Source organism: Caballeronia sp. Sq4a, assembly GCF_023170545.1.
Classification (GTDB): domain Bacteria; phylum Pseudomonadota; class Gammaproteobacteria; order Burkholderiales; family Burkholderiaceae; genus Caballeronia.
In genome coordinates this window covers 504,139-524,155 of record NZ_CP084251.1, presented here as the reverse complement: position 1 = coordinate 524,155, position 20,017 = coordinate 504,139, and the positions used below count along the sequence as shown (strand labels likewise).

At 64.5% G+C, this 20,017-nt stretch carries 17 protein-coding genes; 12 read left to right on the top strand and 5 right to left on the bottom strand.

Annotated features, from left to right (window positions below; genetic code table 11):
- Nucleotides 1-100: 100 nt before the first annotated feature.
- The gene (locus tag LDZ24_RS16330) at nucleotides 101-460 is read right to left on the bottom strand and encodes a hypothetical protein (protein WP_248323233.1); all 360 of its coding nucleotides are present in this window, start codon (nucleotides 458-460) and stop codon (nucleotides 101-103) included.
- A gap of 283 nt (nucleotides 461-743) precedes the next feature.
- Between LDZ24_RS16330 and LDZ24_RS16325 the strand changes: the two genes are divergently transcribed.
- The 5 genes from LDZ24_RS16325 (at nucleotide 744) to LDZ24_RS16305 (ending at nucleotide 4,553) form a co-directional block, all read left to right on the top strand.
- A complete protein-coding gene (locus LDZ24_RS16325; protein ID WP_248323322.1) occupies nucleotides 744-1,043 on the top strand; it encodes an EF-hand domain-containing protein in 300 nt (99 codons plus the stop codon).
- A gap of 13 nt (nucleotides 1,044-1,056) precedes the next feature.
- Nucleotides 1,057-1,770 (top strand): response regulator, encoded by a 714-nt coding sequence (locus tag LDZ24_RS16320; RefSeq protein WP_248323232.1) that lies wholly within the window; start codon nucleotides 1,057-1,059, stop codon nucleotides 1,768-1,770.
- The gene (locus tag LDZ24_RS16315) at nucleotides 1,767-3,098 is read left to right on the top strand and encodes an ATP-binding protein (protein ID WP_248323231.1); all 1,332 of its coding nucleotides are present in this window, start codon (nucleotides 1,767-1,769) and stop codon (nucleotides 3,096-3,098) included. Before LDZ24_RS16320 ends, LDZ24_RS16315 begins: the two co-directional genes overlap by 4 nt.
- A 62-nt stretch (nucleotides 3,099-3,160) precedes the next feature.
- Entirely contained in the window at nucleotides 3,161-3,844 is a 684-nt protein-coding gene (locus tag LDZ24_RS16310) for a Crp/Fnr family transcriptional regulator (protein ID WP_248323230.1), read from the top strand.
- 334 nt (nucleotides 3,845-4,178) lie between these two features.
- Entirely contained in the window at nucleotides 4,179-4,553 is a 375-nt protein-coding gene (locus LDZ24_RS16305; RefSeq protein WP_248323229.1) for a DUF3564 family protein, read from the top strand.
- 29 nt (nucleotides 4,554-4,582) lie between these two features.
- Here LDZ24_RS16305 and LDZ24_RS16300 read toward each other — a convergent pair whose 3' ends face one another.
- Entirely contained in the window at nucleotides 4,583-4,774 is a 192-nt protein-coding gene (locus tag LDZ24_RS16300; protein ID WP_175941813.1) for a DUF2964 family protein, read from the bottom strand.
- 252 nt (nucleotides 4,775-5,026) lie between these two features.
- Between LDZ24_RS16300 and LDZ24_RS16295 the strand changes: the two genes are divergently transcribed.
- A complete protein-coding gene (locus LDZ24_RS16295) occupies nucleotides 5,027-5,452 on the top strand; it encodes a phasin family protein (protein ID WP_175941815.1) in 426 nt (141 codons plus the stop codon).
- A gap of 3 nt (nucleotides 5,453-5,455) precedes the next feature.
- On the opposite strand, the gene LDZ24_RS16290 is transcribed toward LDZ24_RS16295, so the two are convergent.
- Complete coding sequence (locus tag LDZ24_RS16290; RefSeq protein ID WP_248323228.1) at nucleotides 5,456-7,582, bottom strand: serine/threonine-protein kinase; 2,127 nt, start codon at nucleotides 7,580-7,582, stop codon at nucleotides 5,456-5,458.
- A gap of 393 nt (nucleotides 7,583-7,975) precedes the next feature.
- Between LDZ24_RS16290 and LDZ24_RS16285 the strand changes: the two genes are divergently transcribed.
- From LDZ24_RS16285 to LDZ24_RS16275, 3 genes are all read left to right on the top strand, one after another.
- Complete coding sequence (locus tag LDZ24_RS16285) at nucleotides 7,976-8,266, top strand: hypothetical protein (protein ID WP_206468402.1); 291 nt, start codon at nucleotides 7,976-7,978, stop codon at nucleotides 8,264-8,266.
- A gap of 30 nt (nucleotides 8,267-8,296) precedes the next feature.
- A complete protein-coding gene (locus tag LDZ24_RS16280; RefSeq protein ID WP_206468403.1) occupies nucleotides 8,297-8,557 on the top strand; it encodes a hypothetical protein in 261 nt (86 codons plus the stop codon).
- 156 nt (nucleotides 8,558-8,713) lie between these two features.
- A complete protein-coding gene (locus LDZ24_RS16275) occupies nucleotides 8,714-8,929 on the top strand; it encodes a hypothetical protein (protein ID WP_248323227.1) in 216 nt (71 codons plus the stop codon).
- Between the two features lie 10 nt (nucleotides 8,930-8,939).
- On the opposite strand, the gene LDZ24_RS16270 is transcribed toward LDZ24_RS16275, so the two are convergent.
- Nucleotides 8,940-13,373, bottom strand: a complete 4,434-nt coding sequence (locus tag LDZ24_RS16270; protein WP_248323226.1) for a DEAD/DEAH box helicase — start codon at nucleotides 13,371-13,373, stop codon at nucleotides 8,940-8,942.
- 153 nt (nucleotides 13,374-13,526) lie between these two features.
- Between LDZ24_RS16270 and LDZ24_RS16265 the strand changes: the two genes are divergently transcribed.
- The 3 genes from LDZ24_RS16265 (at nucleotide 13,527) to LDZ24_RS16255 (ending at nucleotide 18,547) form a co-directional block, all read left to right on the top strand.
- The gene (locus tag LDZ24_RS16265; RefSeq protein ID WP_248323225.1) at nucleotides 13,527-14,822 is read left to right on the top strand and encodes a hypothetical protein; all 1,296 of its coding nucleotides are present in this window, start codon (nucleotides 13,527-13,529) and stop codon (nucleotides 14,820-14,822) included.
- Nucleotides 14,823-15,036: 214 nt separating this feature from the next.
- The gene (locus LDZ24_RS16260; protein ID WP_248323224.1) at nucleotides 15,037-17,436 is read left to right on the top strand and encodes a phosphoketolase; all 2,400 of its coding nucleotides are present in this window, start codon (nucleotides 15,037-15,039) and stop codon (nucleotides 17,434-17,436) included.
- 4 nt (nucleotides 17,437-17,440) lie between these two features.
- A complete protein-coding gene (locus LDZ24_RS16255; RefSeq protein ID WP_248323223.1) occupies nucleotides 17,441-18,547 on the top strand; it encodes an acetate/propionate family kinase in 1,107 nt (368 codons plus the stop codon).
- 107 nt (nucleotides 18,548-18,654) lie between these two features.
- Here LDZ24_RS16255 and LDZ24_RS16250 read toward each other — a convergent pair whose 3' ends face one another.
- Nucleotides 18,655-19,995 carry an MFS transporter gene (locus LDZ24_RS16250; protein ID WP_248323222.1) on the bottom strand — a complete coding sequence of 447 codons (1,341 nt, stop codon included), beginning with the start codon at nucleotides 19,993-19,995 and terminating at the stop codon, nucleotides 18,655-18,657.
- Nucleotides 19,996-20,017 lie beyond the last annotated feature (22 nt).

Sequence of the window (20,017 nt, the reverse complement as noted above, 5' to 3'; positions counted from 1 at the left end):
AGCCGTGGATGCGTCATCGCAGGCTTGAGCGCAAGCATCGGTCCCGCGTCAGCGCGTTCGCATGGCGCGGGCGAAATGCACTATGCTCAGTGCATCGCGGTCAACGCACGACGACCATCGGCGCGGCCACGACCGGCTGCGCATACAAGACGCGCACGGGCGGCGCGTACACGCGCACCGGCGCGCTCACGGCCACGACCGGCGGTTTCATCGGCGGCGGCGGCGGCGCGATCACCGCAACCGGCGGCGCGACGGGCACGGCGACGACCGTGCGTGCGGGCACGTAGTAGTAAGGCGGCGCGGGCGGCGCGTAGTAGTAGACCGGACGCGGCGGCGGCGCATAGACCACGGCCGGCGCGACGTAGGAGACCTGAACGGCCGTTCCCGCCGACGCGCTCTGCGTGCAGGTCAACGTGAAAGCGGCGGCAGCGGAAAGACTGAGCAGACGGATGTTCATCATGATGTCCTTTCGTATCGTTGGGTTGAATCGACGGATTGAATCGATGAGTTGGATCGCTGAAGACGCGACCCGAGCAACGATAGCCAAAGGAGAAACGAAAGCGTTAGCGGCAACTTGTGTCGCCGCATGTCGCCCTATCGGCGCGGCGCATGACTGCGGACCACGACATATCTCGACATGATTCGTAGCGCCGGTGTCATTGCCTTCGATGCGCGCCTCAATAAAAATCTCTGTCACCGATTACTTCGCTTTGCATTTCGACAAGGAGAACGTCGTGCAGAAGATTGCCGCTTCAATTGCCTCATTGGCCACATGCCTCGCCCTTCTTTCCGCTCCGGCGTTCGCGCAGACCGCGACGCAGCCGATGGGCGTCTCGCCGCGCGTCGAACGCGGCATGCAGATGCTGCAAACGCCCTTCGCGCAAGCGAACGTCACGCACGACGGCAAGCTCACGCGCGATCAGGCCTCCACCGGCATGCCGATGGTCGCGAAGCATTTCGACGAGATCGACACGCAGAAAAACGGCTACGTGACGCTGCCGCAGATCGAAGCCTTCATGCGCGAGCACGCCGCGCAACGCTGACCGGGGCCATCTCATGGAAGCGGCGCCGAAGATCATCGTGCTCGATGACGAAGCCGAACTGCGCAACATGCTTCAGCGGTTTCTCACGTCGCAAGCGTTCGAGGTGCGCGTCGTGGAAAACGGCAAGCGCCTCGACCGCTATCTCCAGCGCGAACCGTACGACCTGCTCGTGCTCGACTGGATGATGGAACCGGAAGACGGCCTCTCCGTGTGCCGCCGCTTGCGCGCCGAAGGCCATACGCTGCCCATCCTCATGCTCACCGCGAAGGGCGATCCGGTCGACAAAGTGGTCGGGCTCGAAACCGGCGCGGACGACTATCTGGCCAAGCCGTTCCTGCCGCAGGAACTCGTCGCCCGCGTGCGCGCGTTACTGCGCCGTCAGAAAATCGCAGCAGGCGATCCGACGCTGACCACGCAAGTCATCCGCTTCGGCGACTTCCGGCTGGATCTCGGCAAGCAACGTCTGTTTCGCGGCGGCGAGCCGTTCGAGATGCACTCGGCGCAGATGCAGTTGCTCAACGCGCTCGGATCGTCGCCGAATCGCGCGGTGAGCCGCGATAATCTTATCGCCCGAACGCGCGGCCGCGAACACGACGCGCTCGACCGCAGCATCGACGTGCAGGTACTGCGCCTGCGTCAACTGATCGAAGACGATCCCGCCAAGCCGCGCTTCATCAAGACCGTGTGGGGCGTAGGCTACATGCTGCTCGCGGATATCGAGCCGTGAGCCTCGCGCCGCGCTCGCTTTTCGCGCGCAACGTGCTGCTGCTCGTCGCGCTCGTCGCCGTGAGTCAGGTCTGCGCGCTCGCCGTGCTCCTGCACTTCATCCAGACGCCGCGCATCGAGCGGGCCGCCGCGACGTTCGCCAGTTACATCGAGACGCTCGATACGGTGCTGCGCGACATGCCGGCCGGCACGGCGCGTCTCGACGCCCGCGCAGAATTGCCTTCGAGCGCGAACACGGAGCCGCCCCGCTCGTGGCTGCGCTTTTATCGGACGTATCAGCGCGATACGTTCGTCGCAAGCCTGCGTCGTTATCTGCCCGCCGACATGCCAGTGCGCTGGCAAAGCGCCGAGACATCCGCCGATGCGCAGCAGCGCTTGTGGATTCGCGTGCATCTCGCAGGCGAGCCGCGCTGGATCGCGCTTCCCGTGCCGGAAGCCGCGCATGACGACGGGCTGACCACGACGCTGTTGCTGTCGCTCGGGCTCGGCGCGCTCGCCATCGCGACGGCGTACGCGATCCAACGCCACCTGAACCGCCCGCTTGCCGATCTCGCCGATGCCGCGCGGCGCTTGTCCGCAGGCGGCGAGCCGGGCGTGTTGCCGACCGACGGCCCGACTGAAATCGCGCAAGTGAGCGCCGCGTTCAATCGCATGACAGCGGCGCTCGCCGAAGCCGAGGCCACGCGCGCGCTGATGCTTGCCGGCATCTCGCACGACATCCGCACGCCGATGACCAAGCTGCGCCTCGCCATGGCGATGTCCTCGGTGCCGTCGGTGGACGCATCGTTCGCGGCATCGGCGGAAAGCTATCTCGACCAGATCGACACCATCCTCCAGCAGTTCATGGACTACGCGGGCAGCGGCGCGAAAGAGTCGCCCGTGGTCGGCGACATCAATGCGCTGGTCGCGAATCTCGCTGCGGATTTCGCGGGCCTCGGCCACGAGTTCGCGCTGTCGCTCGGGGACATACCGCCGTTCGCATTTCGCCCCATCGGCATGATGCGCATGCTGATGAATCTGATGCAGAACGCGGTGCTGTACGGCGTCGTCGGGCTCGGCGTGCGCACGTGGATGGACGAAAAGACCCGCAGTGTCTGCATCGTCGTAGAGGATCGCGGCAAGGGACTCGGCACGCAGGATGCCGAGTCGCTCAAGCAGCCTTTCAAGCGCGGCGGCGGCGAAGGCCAGCCGAAGGGCACGGGCCTCGGGCTCGCCATTGTGGAGCGCATCGCGCGGCTGCACGGCGGCACGCTCGAACTGCGTCCACGCGAAGGCGGCGGCGCACAGGCGCGGATCGTCTTGCCGCTGGCGAATGCCGTTGCCAATTGATGCATTTCCGTTACGCGTGGCGTAGACCATACTGGATGCGTGGAACTTGCAGGAGAACGGGCATGGTCAGCGCCAACGATTCCGACGACGCGCGTCGGCCCGCCGCCCTGCATGTGCACTTCGCGGACACCGACGGCATCGCGTTTCCGACTCGCTCTGTCGTTCGTGGCGATGCGCTCTACTGCGCCGCCGAGCCGCTTCGGAGCCTCTATACGGTGCAGTCGGGCAGCTTCAAGAGCGTCGCCGTCTACCTCCCCGCCGCCGACGACACCGCCCCGCGCACGCAGGTCACCGCTTTTCATTTGGCAGACGAAACGCTCGGGCTCGACGGCATCTGCACCGGCTGTCATCAGAGCGATGCCGTCGCGCTGGAAGACAGCGTCGTGCGCATCATGCCGGTCGGCATTCTCGAACCGCTGTGCCGCGAATATGCGCGGATGCAGCACGCGCTGCTCGCCATCATGAGCGTGGAAATCGTGCGCGCGGCACGGCTCGCGGTGATGCTCGGCACGTTGCCGGCGCGCGAACGCGTCGGCGCATTCCTGCTGGATTTGTCGTCACGACTCGCTTCGGACGATTGCGCCGACATGCTGTTGCCCATGACACGCGCCGACATCGCGAGCCATCTCGGACTGGAACTCGAAACGGTGAGCCGCGCGTTGTCGAAGCTGCAACGCGAGCGCGCCATCGAACTCACCGGGCGGCGTTTGCATATTGTCGACCGGGCGCGGCTCGCACACGTCTGACGATCGTTCGTTATGCCGTCTATCTTTCGCGAAAGCCCGATCCCGGGCGCAAACCGGACGCGCTGGTGCATGGCGCACTCGTCTGGCGCTCGTCTGCCAAGCCATATCCACGCGATGATGACGGTTGTCGTCAAAGCGTCAGCGGCTGGGACTATGCTTGAAGCACGCGCGCGAGGATTTCACGACATCGGCACCGGACTTGCTTTTCATCGCTCGTGAACCCAATGTCTCGCGCATAGTCGAACCCGATTCGAAGCTCCAGCGACGCAACCCACAACACGCCGCTAACGCAGTCAGCGTCCGCCCCGTCGAAACTCGTTTCATGGAGGATGTCATGCGTATTACCGTCAAGCTCGATGGTTTCGAGGGCGCGCCACCCGCCGCCTACGCCATCCTGTGGCTCGACAAGGAAACTCGCCGCTGGTCGCGCGAAGGCCATCAGTCGGTAGATGTGCCGGACTGGGGCGGGCTCGGTTCCGCGGCGGACGGCACGCTGATCTGCCATCCGCATGAGCAGCAGCCCGTTTGCAAGCTCGAAGAACTCGATGTGGAAGCGCCCGGCGGCCCGCCCGAAGGCGTCGCTGGACGCGTGCTGTGGTATGCGGAGGGCGCGTCGAACCCACGCGTCGGCCGCTGGCATGTGCAGTGCGTCGACCGCGCGCAGATCAAGGCCGAGCACAGCGTATTCGCGGACGACGAATATTTCTGACGCGGCGCACGCGCGGTCCGGCGGAAGCGTCAGGCGTGGTCTTCGGGCATCGGCATCAAGAGGACCGCGAATGACGTGACGCCGATCAGAACCGCGAGCGCGCCGTAATCGAGCGCGGCCTGCCTGTCGAAGACAAGGCCGTGCAACGCGACCATGATGCCCGCGAGCGCCACGAAAACCGCTATCGCCGCCGCGACGATGCGCGCTTCGGCTTTGACCATCGCTTTCTCCACGCCGCCTCGTGCGGCTTCTTCATTCTTATGATGGTCGATTGCGGCGAGCCGCATTTGACCTGAATCAAGTCGTCCGTTGCGCGATCTGGTGTTTTCCCTTGCCCCATTTCGGACACGTATATTGGTAGTATCAGGAGCCGGCCGCTCGTATTAAAAACGGCGGTAAACGGCGCACTGCCGCGTGAAGGCGACGGTCATCGAATCGCGCCCGCGCTTGTCCGAATGAACCTGGGAGGCAAGATGAATCAATCAAAATTCAGCGATCCGTTCAGCCAGTTTGCCGCCATGTTCCAGCAGTATCAGCTACCAGGGTTCGACGTCACCGCCATCATGGAATCGCGGCGCAAGGACGTCGAGGCGCTCGCGGCAACCAATCGCGTCGCGTTCGGCGGCATCGAAGCGTTGCGCGACAAGCAGCTCGAAATCCTGCGCCGCACGCTGGGCGATCTGGAGTCCATCGCGAAGCAGATCGCGTCGTCGTCGGGCAAGCCGCCGTTCAACGCGAACGAGGTCGTGCAGCGCGCGCTGCACAACGCGCTCGCCGACATGCAGGACATCGCGCGCACCACGCAGCAGACGCAGGCCGAAGCCTATGCGCTCGTGAGCAAGCGCATGGAGGAAGCGTTGCAGGAACTCAAGGCCGCGGTTGAGAAGCCGCAAAGCTAACGCTCACTTCTTCGGCTGCGTCGTGATCTGAACGATATCGACGGCCACGCGCTCGCGACCGTAACGGGCCGCGAGCGCGGCGAGCCGCTTGTCGACCGCGCGCAGATACTCGGGCTTCGCCTCGCTGTCGGGGCGCGGGGCGTCGAAAAGCGGCGCGGGTGCGACCGTGAGCACGATCATCTCGGCGCCGAAGGGCTTGCCGACCACCCAGTCGCCCATGCTGCCGAGCGTCGCGGTATAGCCGGGCGGCGCCTGGTTATCGCGAGCATGCGCGTTCGGCAGCAGATGCACGACGCTGCCGTCGAGCATGAAGTAATCGACATTCACGTAGGAATCGAAGCCGGGGGTCATCAGTTCGACGATCAGCGGATCGCCTTCGGTCAGCCGCGTCTGGTGGGACCGCGTATGCACGGACGCGGGCCGGCCAGACTGCCGGTTGGTCGTCCAGTACGGGCCGAGGACCTTGAGCAGATCGCACTTGTCGTCGGCGACCGGCTGCACGCCGAAGTTCGTCGTCCTGACGCCCGGCACGCGCCCGAGCGCGCCCTTCAACTGCGTCAGGCCGTATTGCTCCGACACGAACCCTTGCACGTCGACGGTCTGGTCGTGAACCGATGCAACGAGCGCCGAGCACGGCACGCTCGCAAGGACCGGCGCGACGGCGGCCATCGTGAGCGTCGGCGTCGTGGCGGCGGGGATAGCGGGCGTGATCGCGGGCTTCTCGGGCGTCGGCATGGGTGTCGGCGGAGCGACCGCGACGGCAGGCGGCGCATTCCCGCCCTTCTTGTGCGCGACGACGTAATACGCTGCTCCTCCGATCAGCGCGAGCGCGACCGCGCCGATCACGGCTTTCGGCAAGTTCGCGGGCTTCGCCTTCGGTGATCGCGACGCGGCTGGCGGCTCCTCGCTGATCTCATCGAGAAACTGCGCGACAGTCGGCGTGCGCGCTTCGCGCTCGAACGCAAGCGCCGCCTTGAGCGCCTTCCATTGCTTGTTGCCGAGTTGCTCGGGACGCTGCGGCTTCATGCCCGCGCTTTTGGCCTGCGTCGCCGGCACGCGGTCGAACGGATGCTTGCCGGTCAATAGCTCATAGGTGATGCAGGCGAGCGCGTAGATATCGTCGCGCGGGTCAGGCTCGCGATGTTCGAGCATTTCCGGGCTCGCGTACGCGGGCGTCAGCGCGCCGAGGCTGCCGGGATCGAACACAGTGGCTTCGCTTTCCTCTTCCGGGCGCTGGATCGCCCGAGCGATGCCAAAGTCGATGACCTTCACTTCCGACGCATCGGTCACGAACACGTTCGCGGGCTTGAAGTCGCAATGCACGAAGCCGCGTTCGTGCGCGTAGGCGAGCGCGGTCGCCATGCCCTTAAAGAGCGGAAACACCTGCGAGAACGGCATGCCTTTATAGTTCGGCGTCCGAAGCATTCTAGACAGCGGCTGGCCGGAGAGATACTCCATCGTCAGATAGACAATGGCGTTATCGCGATCGAAGTCGTAGACCGTGACGATATTGCGGTGCGCGAGCTGCTGCGCCTTGCGTGCTTCGCGTTGCAGCGCGATGAGCGATTTCGGGTTGCCGCGAAACTGCAGATTCAGCACCTTGATGGCGACATACGGCCGCCTGTCCGACGCCTCCAGCTTGCGCAAATCCAGCGCCTTGTAGACGGTGCCCATCCCGCCTATGCCGAGACACTCTTCCAACACGAAGCGATTATTGAGCGTGTCCCCGACGCCCTTCACCTGTTCCGTGTCCGCGAGCACTTGCGTCGCCTGGCCCGATGTCGCGCCGCTCGGGTCGCTGCCCGCGCCCGGGGCGTTCGTCACGCGCGGCGGCAACGGAGGCGGAAAGTCCGGCGGCGCGCGCATGCGCGTTTCGTCACGGCCGGGCTCGAACGCGGTGCCGGGTTCGCCTGCGAAGCGCGTGCGCGCCGAATGCTCGATGCGGCGGCGGATGGCGGCATAAATATCCGGCGGGAGCGGATTGGCCGCGTGGGCTTCGTCGAGGATCTGCATGAGCCGCGCGGGCGGGCTGCGCTCGGCGGCCAGTGCGCCGTCGACTCCCGCAAAGAACGCGTCGCGCGATCCGCCTTCGCCCCGGTATGCGCGAAGCGATTCTTGAAAGCTAGTCATCTGTGCGACGCGTTGCGGCTCCGGATGAACGTGGTCGGCCGGCCATGCACTTGTCGTAACAAACGCCGGTGGATCGTTCGATACTAGCCTTCGTATCCGGCTTAAGCAAATGGCGTTTTATCGGATGCGCGGCATCGCGCACATGTCTTTCGCATACCGACACAATGCATTCGGCTGTTGGGTTCGGCGCGGCATTGACGAGATTTCGCGTCTTCCTCTCATGCCCGGCTCGTCGACGCATGAATCTCGCAAAAGCCCATGAAACAAGGCACTTCCAGCGTTTTCTTCCGCGACACGCGGCGCTTGGCACACCCTATGCGTTTAACTGGCCCGAGCAAACATGTTGCTCGAATCCGCAACCGAACGCGCCATGCGCACCCAAGGAGAACCGCTATGAAGACGCTGACCATCAAAGACCTGCCCATCGCCGAACAACTCGATCGCCGCGCGATGTCCGCCGTGCGAGGCGGCATGGGCTACTTCGTGCCGAGCTTCGACTTCTCGAAGACGTCGCTCTCGTTCAATACGCAGCAAATGGTGCAGCAAGAGCAGAACACGTCGAGCCAGAACGGCGTGAACGTCGCGTTCGCAAGCGACATCGATGCCAAGGTCAAGCCGGTCCAGACCGCCAGCAACTCGAGCAACATCAACATCGGCGGCGGTCTGGGCATGCTGCGCGCCTGACCTACGAATCTCTTCGCGAGGAGCACCATCATGTCGTCCATCGTCGTACGGGACTTGTCCCACAGCAAGGAGCTGGACTGCCGCGCGATGTCCGCCGTCACGGGCGGGCAAGCCTACGGTCCGTATGCGAACGTCAACGTGAACGTCGGCATCCTGCAGAACATCTCGCAGCTGCAAAACGTGAACGTCAACACGCTCAATGACGTCGGCGTAATCGGCGCGAACTTCGGCGCGCCGTCCATCAACGTGGATCCGAAGCAGTTTGCGAATCTGAAGGCCGCAGTGTTTTGATGCGCCACGTGCATTGCTAACGACAAGCGCCCTTAAGAGCGTCGGCGGCGGAAGGCTTCGGCCTTTCGTCGCCCGTTGGCTTTTGTTAGACGCAACCACGCGCCCGGTTACTTTCTATACTCAATGGGACGCGGCACTCATCAAGGAGAAGCAGTCATGGCTGTCATCAAGATCAGGGACCTCGCCGACAGCGTCGAGCTGGACCGGCAAGCGATGGCCAGCATCGCCGGTGGCTCGCGCGAGCGCATGCGTTCGTCGTTTCGCATTCTGCATGCAAACCCGCAGCGCGTGGTCGATTACCCCGGCGTGCCCGTGAAAGACGTGCCCGTGCAGCAGCCGGGACCGTTCGTTCACAAGCTGGTATCGAAGTGATTCGGAGCGATCAGTCGGGAACCGCCACCTGACGCGCGGAAGACGTACTCAACGACCGCGCGCTTCGTTTGACGAGGGCAAGACGCACGCGTTCGCGCATTGGCGCGTCGGCATCGCCGAAAACATGCGTCTTGCCCGCGATCACCGCGCCGACCGGCACACCATCCAGATAGAGCACGCGGTTGCCCGCCAGCGCCGGCACTTTGTCGCCCGGAAGCAGCGTTCCGGCGAGGTTCAGCGGATCTACCGCGCTCAACGCGACGAACGCGCCCTCCTTCGGCCGCCTGCGCATCTCGCGCAAAAGCGGCACGGCCTCGGGCAGCGCGAACTGCTCGCCCGCGAGTCCCGCCACGAAACGCCCGCCACGTATTTCGCCGCGCGCTTCCAGCCGGTGATAGACGCGCAGCAGCTCGCGCCACGGCGGCAGCCATTGCGCCTCGCGTTCGAGCAGCCGCCAGAACACGACGCCGTAGCGCCGAAGCAGCGCCAGCGCGACGTGCTCCGCATCGCCGCCGTCATGATCGCGGCTCGCGCGACGCAGCAGCGCCCAGCGGCCTGCATCGTCCATTCCGCCGATGAAAAGCCCGCCGCCCGGCCTGCGCGTTCGCCGCGATATCGCGTTGCGCTTGGCGGCGGGCGTGAGCAGCGCGCGCAGGCCCGCGAAGCTGTCGGCGTTTACGAGGCCGAGCGCGACGAGTTCGCCGAGCGCGTCCTCCAGTTCGGTGCGCAGCATGCGCGTGTCGGCGAGCAGTTCGTCGAAGAACATCGCGCCGTGCGCCGACAGAGCATCGAAGACTCGCTCGGCACGCGACGACAGCGCGGGCGCTTCGTCCGGGCGCATCAGCGCATTCCACGCCGCGAGCGCGCGTCGCGGCAGCAGCACGATCGGCGTGCCGCGCACGGGACCGCCCGCTGCGCGCATGCGTCCCGCCGGACGCGACCACGTGATCTTCCCGGCGCGGCAGATTTCGTCGAGCCAGATGCCGGAATAATCCGCGATGCGCGCGGGCAGAATCTCGTCCTCCCACGCGACGGCAGGCGCCTCGAAGCCTTCGAGTTGTTCGAGCACGGCGAGCAACGCGTCGCGACCCTCGCCACGCGCATCGGGCGCGACGCGCTGCCACTCGAACAGGAAGCGCATGAAGTCCTGCCGCTCGACCGGCTCGATTTCGCGACGCAGCCGCCGCACCGTATAGCGATGAATGCGCGCGAGCAGATGGCGCTCGCACCACTGTTCATCGATGCCGGATGTGCCCGATGCATTCGGCATGAAGTGGCCGCGCATCACATAGCCTTCCGATTCGAGGCGCGTCAACGCGACCGCGACGGACGACGCCGGCAGCGCCAGCGGCCGCGCGATCTCCGCCAAGGTCAGCGGGCCGAAGCCCGACAGCCGCGCGCGCACGATCTCCACGAGCGCGTCGTCGGCGGTCCACGCCGCGTCGAAGCCGGGCGGCGGCGTCAGGCGCGGGTGCATCGGCGCGCGTTCGTAGACGGCGCGCAGCAACGACAGGCGCTCGACGGGCGTCCACAAGCCGTCGTGCTCGGCAATCTGCAGGCGCGTCGCGCGGCCGGCGCGGGCCAGCGCGTCGAGCCATGCAGGCCAGCCGTCGCTCGCGGCCGCTTCGGCGTCCGTCACCGCGGCGAGGCTCGTCAGCGCCTCGTGCATTTCGTCGGCGCTCGTCACGGTGGGCCACGCTTCTGCCCGCACGCTCGCGATGGCGTCGGCATCGAGCGCGCCGAGATCGTCCGTCGAGTGCGGATCGGTCCAGCGACGCGCGAGCACTGCCTGCGTGCGGCGTTCTTCGAGCGGGGCGTCGTCGAGGAAGGCATACGGCCGCGCTGACAGAATCTCGGCGGCGAGCGGCGATGGCGCAGGCAAGTCGCGCGTGACGAGCCGCACGTCGCCCGCCTCCATGCGTCGCAGGAGCGCGAGCCACGCGTCGCTGTCCATTGCATCGTGCATACAATCGTCGATGGTCTGCTGGACGAGCGGATGCGCCGGCACGTCGCGCTCGCCGACGACGTTTTCCGCGCACGCGACCTGATCCGGAAACACGGCCGCGAGCAGATCCTCGCTTTTCATCCGCTGCAATTGCGGCGCGACCTTGCGCCCGCCCGCGTAACGCGGCAGCGCGAGCGCGTTGGTCGCGTTCCACCGCCAGCGCACGCCGAAAAGCGGCGCGTCGAGCAGCGCCTGAATCAGCACATGCTCGGCGGTGGCCGATTTCAGATAGCGCCACACGTCGTCGAGCATGAAGCTATGGCTGCCGGTCAGCGACAGCACGATCGCGTCCTCGGTCGCCGCCGCCTGAAGCTCGAAGTTGAACGTGCGGCAGAACCGCTTGCGCAGGGCGAGTCCCCACGCGCGATTCACGCGGCTGCCGAACGGCGCGTGAATGACGAGTTGCGTGCCACCGGATTCGTCGAAGAACCGCTCCATGACGAGCGTGTCCTGCGTCGGCAGAACGGAAAGCGCCGCGCGCGAGCGGGCCAGATACTCGACGATTTGCCGCGCCGCTTCCGTGCCGATGCCCGTTTCGTCGGCAAGCCAGCGGAGCGTGGCATCGACGCGCGTCTCGGCATCTTGCATCTTGCATGCTGCATCCGGCGTGCAAGAGACCGCGCGCGCGTTCTCGCCGGATGCAAGGCGCGCATCGACGTCCGCGCGCAATCGCGAGATGGCGAACGAAAGCTCATCGCTGCGGCCCGGCGCTTCACCGAGCCAGAACGGAATGTTCGGCGGTTGGCCGTTCGCGTTCTCGACGCGCACGCGCCCGCCTTCGACGCGCAAGATGCGGTACGACGTATTGCCGAGCTGGAAGATGTCGCCGGCAAGGCTTTCGACGGCGAAGTCCTCGTTGACCGTGCCGACCTGCAAGCCTTGCGGCTCGAGCAACACGGCGAAATCCGCGTTATCGGGAATCGCCCCGCCCGACGTCACGGCGGTGAGCTTGCCGCCGCGCCGCGCGCGCAGCGTGCGGCTGACCGCATCGCGGTGCACGTAAGCGGCGCGCACGCCTTGGCGCCCCGTGTAGCCTTCGGCCAGCGTGCGCAGAACGGCGTCGTAGCGCGAGCGGTCCAGCGTCGCGTACGGATACGCGCGGCGGATACGATCGAAGAGCGCATCCTCGCCCCACTCGCGGCACGCGACCTCGGCGGTGATCTGCTGCGCGAGCACGTCGAGCGGCGCGCGAGGAACCGTGAGGGCGTCGAGCTCGCCGCGCCGCACGCAGTCGACGAGCGCGGCGCATTCGATGAGGTCATCGCGCGAAGTCGGAAAAAGCCGTCCTTTCGGCACGCCGCCGACATGGTGCCCCGAGCGCCCGACGCGCTGCAGAAATGCGCCGATGGAGCCGGGCGAACCGATTTGGCATACAAGATCCACATCGCCGATATCGATGCCCAGTTCCAGCGAAGCGGTGGCGATCAGCACGCGCAATTCACCGCGCTTCAGACGCTGTTCCGCGTCGAGCCGATGCTCCCGCGCAAGGCTGCCGTGATGCGCCGCGACGGCCTCCTTGCCGAGCCGGTCCGTCAGATGCCGCGCCGCGCGCTCGGCCATGCGCCGCGTATTCACGAAAACGAGCGTCGTGCGATGCTGCGCCGACAGTTCCGCGAGCCGGTCGTAGACGCGCTCCCACATGTCGTTGGACATGATTGCTTCGAGCGGCATCGGCGGCAGTTCCAGCGCGAGATCGCGTGCGCGCGCGTGCCCCACGTCGACGATGTCGCATAAACGGCCTTCCCCCGCGAGAAACTTCGCGACGAGCTCGATGGGCTTCTGAGTCGCCGAGAGCCCGACGCGCACGGGCGGCGCCGCGCCGCGCTCCTCGCACAGCGCGTCGAGCCGCTCCAGGCTCAGGCTCAGATGCGATCCGCGCTTGCCGCCCGCCACGGCGTGTATTTCGTCGACAATCACGGTGCGCGTGGTCGACAACATGCCGCGACCGGAGTCGGAGGAAAGGAGCACGTAGAGCGATTCCGGCGTCGTCACGAGGATATGCGGCGGGCGCTTCTTCACCGCGTTCCGCTCCTGCTGCGTCGTGTCGCCCGTGCGCACGGCAGCGCGGATCTCCGGCGCGGCCGCGCCCATCTCCCGCAACTCGCGCGCGATGCCGGCGAGCGGCTCTTCGAGGTTCACCCGGATGTCGTTCGACAGAGCCTTCAGCGGCGAGACATAGACGACGCGCGTCTCGTCCGGCAACACGCCGCCGCCCGCGATGCCGTCGCGCACGAGCTCATCGAGCGCGGCGAGAAAGGCGGTGAGCGTCTTTCCCGAACCGGTGGGCGCCGCGACGAGCGTGGAGCGGCGGGCATGAATGAGCGGCCACGCGCGCGCCTGCGCGGCGGTGGGCGCCGCGAAGTGCGCGCGGAACCAGTTGACGACAGCGGGATGAAAGCCCGCAAGGGCGTCGTCGGGCGATGTGGAGTCGGCGGTCATCGAGACATTTTAGGGGTGGTTCCGAAACCGCGTTTTTTGCATCCTGCATGCCGTTTTCGGACAGATCCCATGCGACCGGGCGTCAATTGCGACCATCCTACGGCCGTCCCGGCTCGCCTCCCGCCGCTTCTCCTTCTTTTGCATATTGCATTCATGATCGTCATCAGCCTGCTTTCCGACCACGCGCCCGGCGCGCTCGCCAATCATCGCCGGTATGCTCGCACCCACGGTTACCGGCACGTTGAGATCGACATGTCGGAACTGTCCGGCAGCAGCGCGCATGTGCTGTGGATGTTCAAGTACGAAACGCTGCTGCAATGGCTGAACCAGGCCGAACCCGGCGCCATCATCATGCTGTTGACGCAGAACGCCGCGATCATCGGCGCACTGCCGTTGGCCGAGTTGCTCGAAGGCCGCGACTGGCTTCTCACCTGCGAGGACGCGCCGCATCCGCAGACCGATATTCAGATATGGCGCAACACCGAAGACGTTCGCCGCAAGCTCTACAGGCTCGTGACGCACTGCCGGTTCAGCGTCGAGCTTCCCGCGGAAGAAGGCATGCTGCTGCAAGCTTTCGAGTCAGTGCACGGCCGAAGCATGATCGGTGGAGTCCATGTGACCTTGCCCGCTGCGGCGTCGCTTCAAAGCGTGTGGGCGACATGGCCCGCTTTCTCGCTATGCATCCGCGAAGAGCCGCAGCATCGGCGGTTTCGCACGGCGCTGTTCGCGCATATCAATGCATGCATGGCGCGGGGCCTGCCGTTCCTGTCCTTCCTGGGCGGCGAAACGGACGAAACGTGCGCACAGAGCGTTTATCAGCCCGGCCAGCCGATTGCCGTGGTCACGCTCTATACGCCGAATGTCGCTCGCTATGGGCGCATGGCAGAGGCTAATTTCAGGCGCTACTGCGCGCGTCATGGCTATACGCTGTATGTTCACCGTGAGATTCCGGCGCATCTGAACGACGGCAAGACAGCCGGCAACTGGCTCAAGCCCGCTCTCTTGCGCGAATATCTGCCGCATCACGAATGGGTCTTCTGGGTCGATGCCGACGTGCTGTTCAACGACATGAATCGCACGCTCGAATCCATCATGCAAGGACAGGACGCGCTATTCGCCCGCGACGTCGGCATCTGGAGGTTCAACTCGGGCATCATGGGCTTTCGTCGCACGCAAGCCAACTACGACGCGTTCCATCACATTCTGCACGACTGCTCGCAACTCGACGACAAATCGAGTGTCTATGCGAATAAGGGCGATCAGTACTTCTTCATTCGCGAATACGAACGGCATGCGGACTTCGACGCGACGCGCATTGCGTCGTTCATCTCGTGGAATACGCCGTGGATCTACCGGCGTCCCGACAGCTTCATGGTGCATTACATCGGCATGTGGGAAGACAACAAAGCCTTGCTGATGGATTACGATCTCGCGCAGTCCGCCATGTAATGAGCCGCGTCTGCGGTTCTGTCAAAACTTCGTCGCGAGAACACAAGTATGATGTTGCGCGACGCTTCCACATTCTTTTCGCTTCTCAGGGGCGCGCTCTCGATACGCCCCTGAAATCCACTGCGTTCCCTCACAGGACCCCGACCTAGCCGAATCACTCGCATCAAGCCGCAAGCCGACGCTCGACCCGAACTTTCACCGCAAGGAGAAGCAATTGAACGACGACGTCCAAGGCAAGACCGCGACGCACACCCCGCTCGCTCCCGACGTGCTGCGTAATATCGACGCCTATTGGCGCGCCTGCAATTACCTCTCGGTCGGCATGATCTACCTGCGCGCCAATCCGTTGCTGCGCGAACCGCTCAAGCCCGAACACATCAAGCGACGTCTGCTCGGCCATTGGGGCTCCGACCCCGGCCAATCATTCGTATGGGTGCATCTGAACCGCCTCATCAAGCGCGACGATCTCAACGTCATGTTCGTCTCCGGACCCGGCCACGGCGCGCCCGCGACGCTCGCGAACTCGTATCTCGAAGGACATTACTCGGAGATCTATCCGGACCGAAGCCCTGACGAGCGCGGCATGTTGCGGCTTTTCCGCGCCTTCTCGTCGCCGGGCGGCATCGGCTCGCATTGCACGCCCGAAACGCCGGGCTCTATTCACGAAGGCGGCGAACTCGGCTACAGCCTGTCGCATTCTTTCGGCGCGGCCTTCGACAATCCCGACTTGATCGTTGCGACGATGGTGGGCGATGGCGAAGCGGAAACCGGTCCGCTCGCGACCTCGTGGCATTCGAACAAGTTTCTCAATCCCGCGACCGACGGCGCGGTGCTGCCGATTCTCCATTTGAACGGCTATAAGATCGCCAATCCGACCATCCTCGCGCGCATACCGCACGACGAACTGGAAGCATTGTTCAAGGGCTATGGCTATGCGCCGTATTTCGTCGAAGGCGATGAACCCGAGACGATGCATCAGTTGATGGCCGCGACGCTGGAACGCTGCATCGACGACATTCGCGCGATACAGCAGCGCGCCCGCGAAAATCCTGCCGATGTGACGCGTCCCCGCTGGCCGATGATCGTGCTGCGCTCGCCGAAAGGCTGGACAGGTCCGAAGGAGGTGAATGGTCACAAGGTCGAAGGCTTCTGGCGTTCGCATCAGGTGCCCGTGCTCGACCCGGCGACGAACTACAAGAGTCTTTCTGTGCTCGAAGACTGGATGCGAAGCTACAAGCCGGAAGAACTCTTTGATGAAGACGGACGCCTTGTCGAGTGCCTGCGCGAACTCGCGCCGGTGGGCGGCCGGCGTATCAGCGCAAATCCGCACGCAAACGGCGGCTTGCTGCGGCAAGCGCTCGATATGCCGGATATCCGCGATTACGCCTTCGAAGTCGAGAGCGCCGCGAGCGTCTATCATTCGCCGACGATGGTCCTCGCAACCTTTCTGCGCGATGTGATCCGTCGCAACATGCAGAGCTTCCGTCTCTTCGGCCCCGATGAAACGGCAAGCAACAAGCTCGACGGCGTGTATGAAGCATCCGGCAAACGCTGGCTCGCGCAGATCAAGCCCGAAGACGCCGACGGCAGCGCGCTCGCGACAGATGGCCGCGTGATGGAGATGCTTTCCGAGCACACGCTTGAAGGCTGGTTCGAAGGCTACGTATTGACGGGCCGTCACGGCCTTTTCGCGACGTACGAAGCGTTCGTGCATGTCATCGATTCGATGTTCAATCAGCACGCGAAATGGCTGGAGAAGGCAAAGAAGGAGCTCTCGTGGCGCGCGCCTGTGCCGTCCATCAATCTGCTCATCACGTCGCTCGTCTGGCGTCAGGACCATAACGGCTTCACGCATCAAGACCCGGGCTTTCTCGACGTCGTCACCAACAAGAGCCCGGAGGTCGTGCGTATCTATCTGCCGCCGGATGCGAACTGCCTCTTGAGCGTGGCGGATCATTGCCTGCGATCGCACGACTATGTGAACGTGATCGTCGCGGACAAGCAGCCGCACTTGCAGTACCTGAACATGCAGGACGCGATGGTGCATTGCGCGAAAGGCATCGGCATATGGGACTGGGCATCGACCGATCAGAATCACGAGCCGGATGTGGTCGTTGCATCAGCAGGCGATATCGCGACCATGGAAGCCCTCGCCGCCGTCGAGATTCTCAAGACGCAATGCCCTGATTTGAAGATCCGCTTCGTCAATGTGGTGGATCTGTTCAGGCTCATGCCCGACACCGATCATCCGCACGGCCTGTCCAATCGCGATTTCGATTCGCTCTTTACTCGCGACAAGCCGGTGATCTTCAACTTCCATTCGTATGCGTCGCTCGTGCACAAGCTCACGTACAACCGCACGAATCACGACAACATGCACGTGCACGGGTACCGCGAACGCGGCAACATCAATACGCCGTTCGAGCTCGCCATCATCAACGGTGTCGATCGCTACAGCCTCGCTATCGATGTGATCGACCGCGTGCCGGGTCTTTCGAGCACGGCGGCGCATACGAAGGAAATGCTCAAGAATCAGATCATCGAGAGCATTCGCTATGCGCATGAGGAAGGCATCGATCGGGACGAGATCCGCGAATGGACGTGGAAGGGTTGATGCGATGACACAAGGCATCGTGGTGTTGAATAGCGGCTCGTCGTCGCTGAAGTTCGGCGTCTTCGTGCCACGCGGTAACGACGAACAGGCATGGCTCACGGGCAGCGCGAGAGGCATCGGGCGCGAGGATGGGTCGCTTTCCATGCGCTCGGCGGATGGCAGCATCGATATCTCGCAGGATCACCTGATGGAGTCGCAGCACGACGCGTTGCAACGCGTCGCCGATGCCCTTCGCGAGCACTTGCACGAGCCGCTTGCGGCAGTGGGGCATCGCGTCGTGCACGGCGGCCCGCGTGTGCTCGCGCATTGCGAACTGACGCCGGAGGTGAAGAAGCGCCTCAGCGAAGCGGTTGCGTTCGCGCCGCTGCATCTGCCGCAGTCGCTCGCATTGATCGACGAAGCGCAACGCATCTTCTCCGGCATGCCGCATTTTGCATGCTTCGATACGGTGTTCCATCGCACTATGCCGGAACGCGCGACGCGCTTCGCGTTACCGCATGATTATGCGCAACGCGGCGTCGTGCGTTATGGCTTTCACGGGCTGTCGTATGAATACATCGTGAACGCGCTGGGCGACGCCGTGCCCTCGCGCGTCGTGATCGCTCATCTCGGGTCCGGCGCGAGTCTCTGCGCGCTGAAAGACGGCCGTTCCGTCGATACGTCGATGGGCATGACGCCGACAGGCGGCATCCCGATGGCGACGCGCAGCGGCGATCTCGACCCGGGCGTGCTGATTCATCTGCTGCGCAACGAATCGCTCGACGCCGACGCGCTGGAAGCGCTCGTCAATCGTTCGAGCGGCCTCAAGGCGCTGTCGAATTCCGACGACGACATGCAGACCCTTCTCGCCCGCCGCGATCAGGGCGATGCAGACGCGACGCTCGCGATCGACGTGTTCTGTGACGCCATCCGCAAGACGATCGGCGCGTATGCGGCCGTGCTCGGCGGGCTCGATCTGATCGTGTTCAGCGGCGGCATTGGCGAGCATAGCGAGGCGATCCGCGCGCAGATACTCGAAGGGCTGGCGTTCCTGAATGCGCCGCATCGCGTCGTGCCTACCGATGAGGAAACGCAGATCGCCCGCCATTGCCGACGCTTGCTTGCCGGCTGACTCGGTGCTGATCGCATGCTGCGCGCTGCATCTTGCATGCAGCATGCAAGACGCAAAACGCCCGGCGGCAGTGATGCTCGCCGGGCGCTCGCCGTATCGATCGAGCCTTAACGCGAACTTGCAGCAGCATGGTCTCGCTGCCGCAAGGCCTCCGGCAAGCCGAACAGCAACAACAGCGCACAGACGACGCTCATCGCGCCGATTGCATACAGCGCGGGCGTCGTGCTGCCGGTGACATCGCGAATACGGCCGACCATCACCGGGCTCACGATTCCGCCCAGCTGCCCGAGCGTGTTGATGAGCGCGATGCCGCCCGCCGCGCCGGCGCCCGTCAGCAGCTTCGGCGGCAATGCCCAGAATGCGGGAATCGAAGCGATGACGCCCGCGCCCATCACGCCGAGCGCGACGATCAAGAACGTCGTCTGCTTGTCGAATGCGCCTGCCGCGAAGAAACCCGCCGCCGCCATCAAGAGCAGCGCGCAGACGAACTTGCGGCGCTCGCCGGATGTGTCGGACATGCGCCCCACGACGACCATGCACACCGCTCCGCAGATATAGGGAACCGCCGTCAACAGGCCGATGATCGTCGGATTATGCGTACCCGCCGCGCGGATCAGATGCGGCGCCCAGAAGTTGAGGCCGTATGACGCGATCTGGATCAGAAAGTAGATGAGGCCGAGCATTAGAAAGCCAGGTGTCCGGATTGCGCCGAAGAGCGAATGACCGGTCGTCGTTGCCTGACTTTGCGTCGCGATCTGGCTCTTGAGCGTGCTCTTCTCCGCGCTGGTGAGCCACGCGGCATCGTCTATGCGGTCCTTCAGCACCTTGAGCACCAGCACGCCCAGCAGGACGCAAGGCAAGCCGCCTAGCAGGAAGAGCCAATGCCATCCCGCGATGCCGAGCACGCCGTTCACATGCCCGAGCACGAGGCCCGACAACGGCGCGCCGACGAGCCCCGAGAACGCGGATGCGAGAAACAGCAAGGACGTGATACGCCCGCGATAGCTCGCCGGAAACCACAAGGTCAGGTAGTACAGCACGCCGGGCGCGAAGCCGGCTTCCATTGCGCCGATGACGAAGCGCAGCGCATAGAACTGCCATTCAGTCTGCACGAAGACCATGAGCGCGGTCGCGATGCCCCACGAAATCATGATGCGCGCGATCCAGCGCCTCGCCCCGACCTTGTACAGCAGCAAATTGCTCGGCACCTCGAACAGGACGTAACCGATCACAAAGAGGCTTGCGCCGAGACCGTAGGCGGTATCGGAAAAGCCGAGCGTGCTTTGCAGCTGAAACTTCGCGAAGCTGATGTTGATGCGGTCGAAGAACGCGAACAGATAACACAGCATGATGAGCGGCATGAGCCGCCATGCCACTTTGCGAACGATGTCGCTCGTATTCTGCAATGCCTGCGGCTTGTCCGCGGCGGATACGCTTAGGTCGCTCATGATTGTCTCCTTGTTTGTCCGT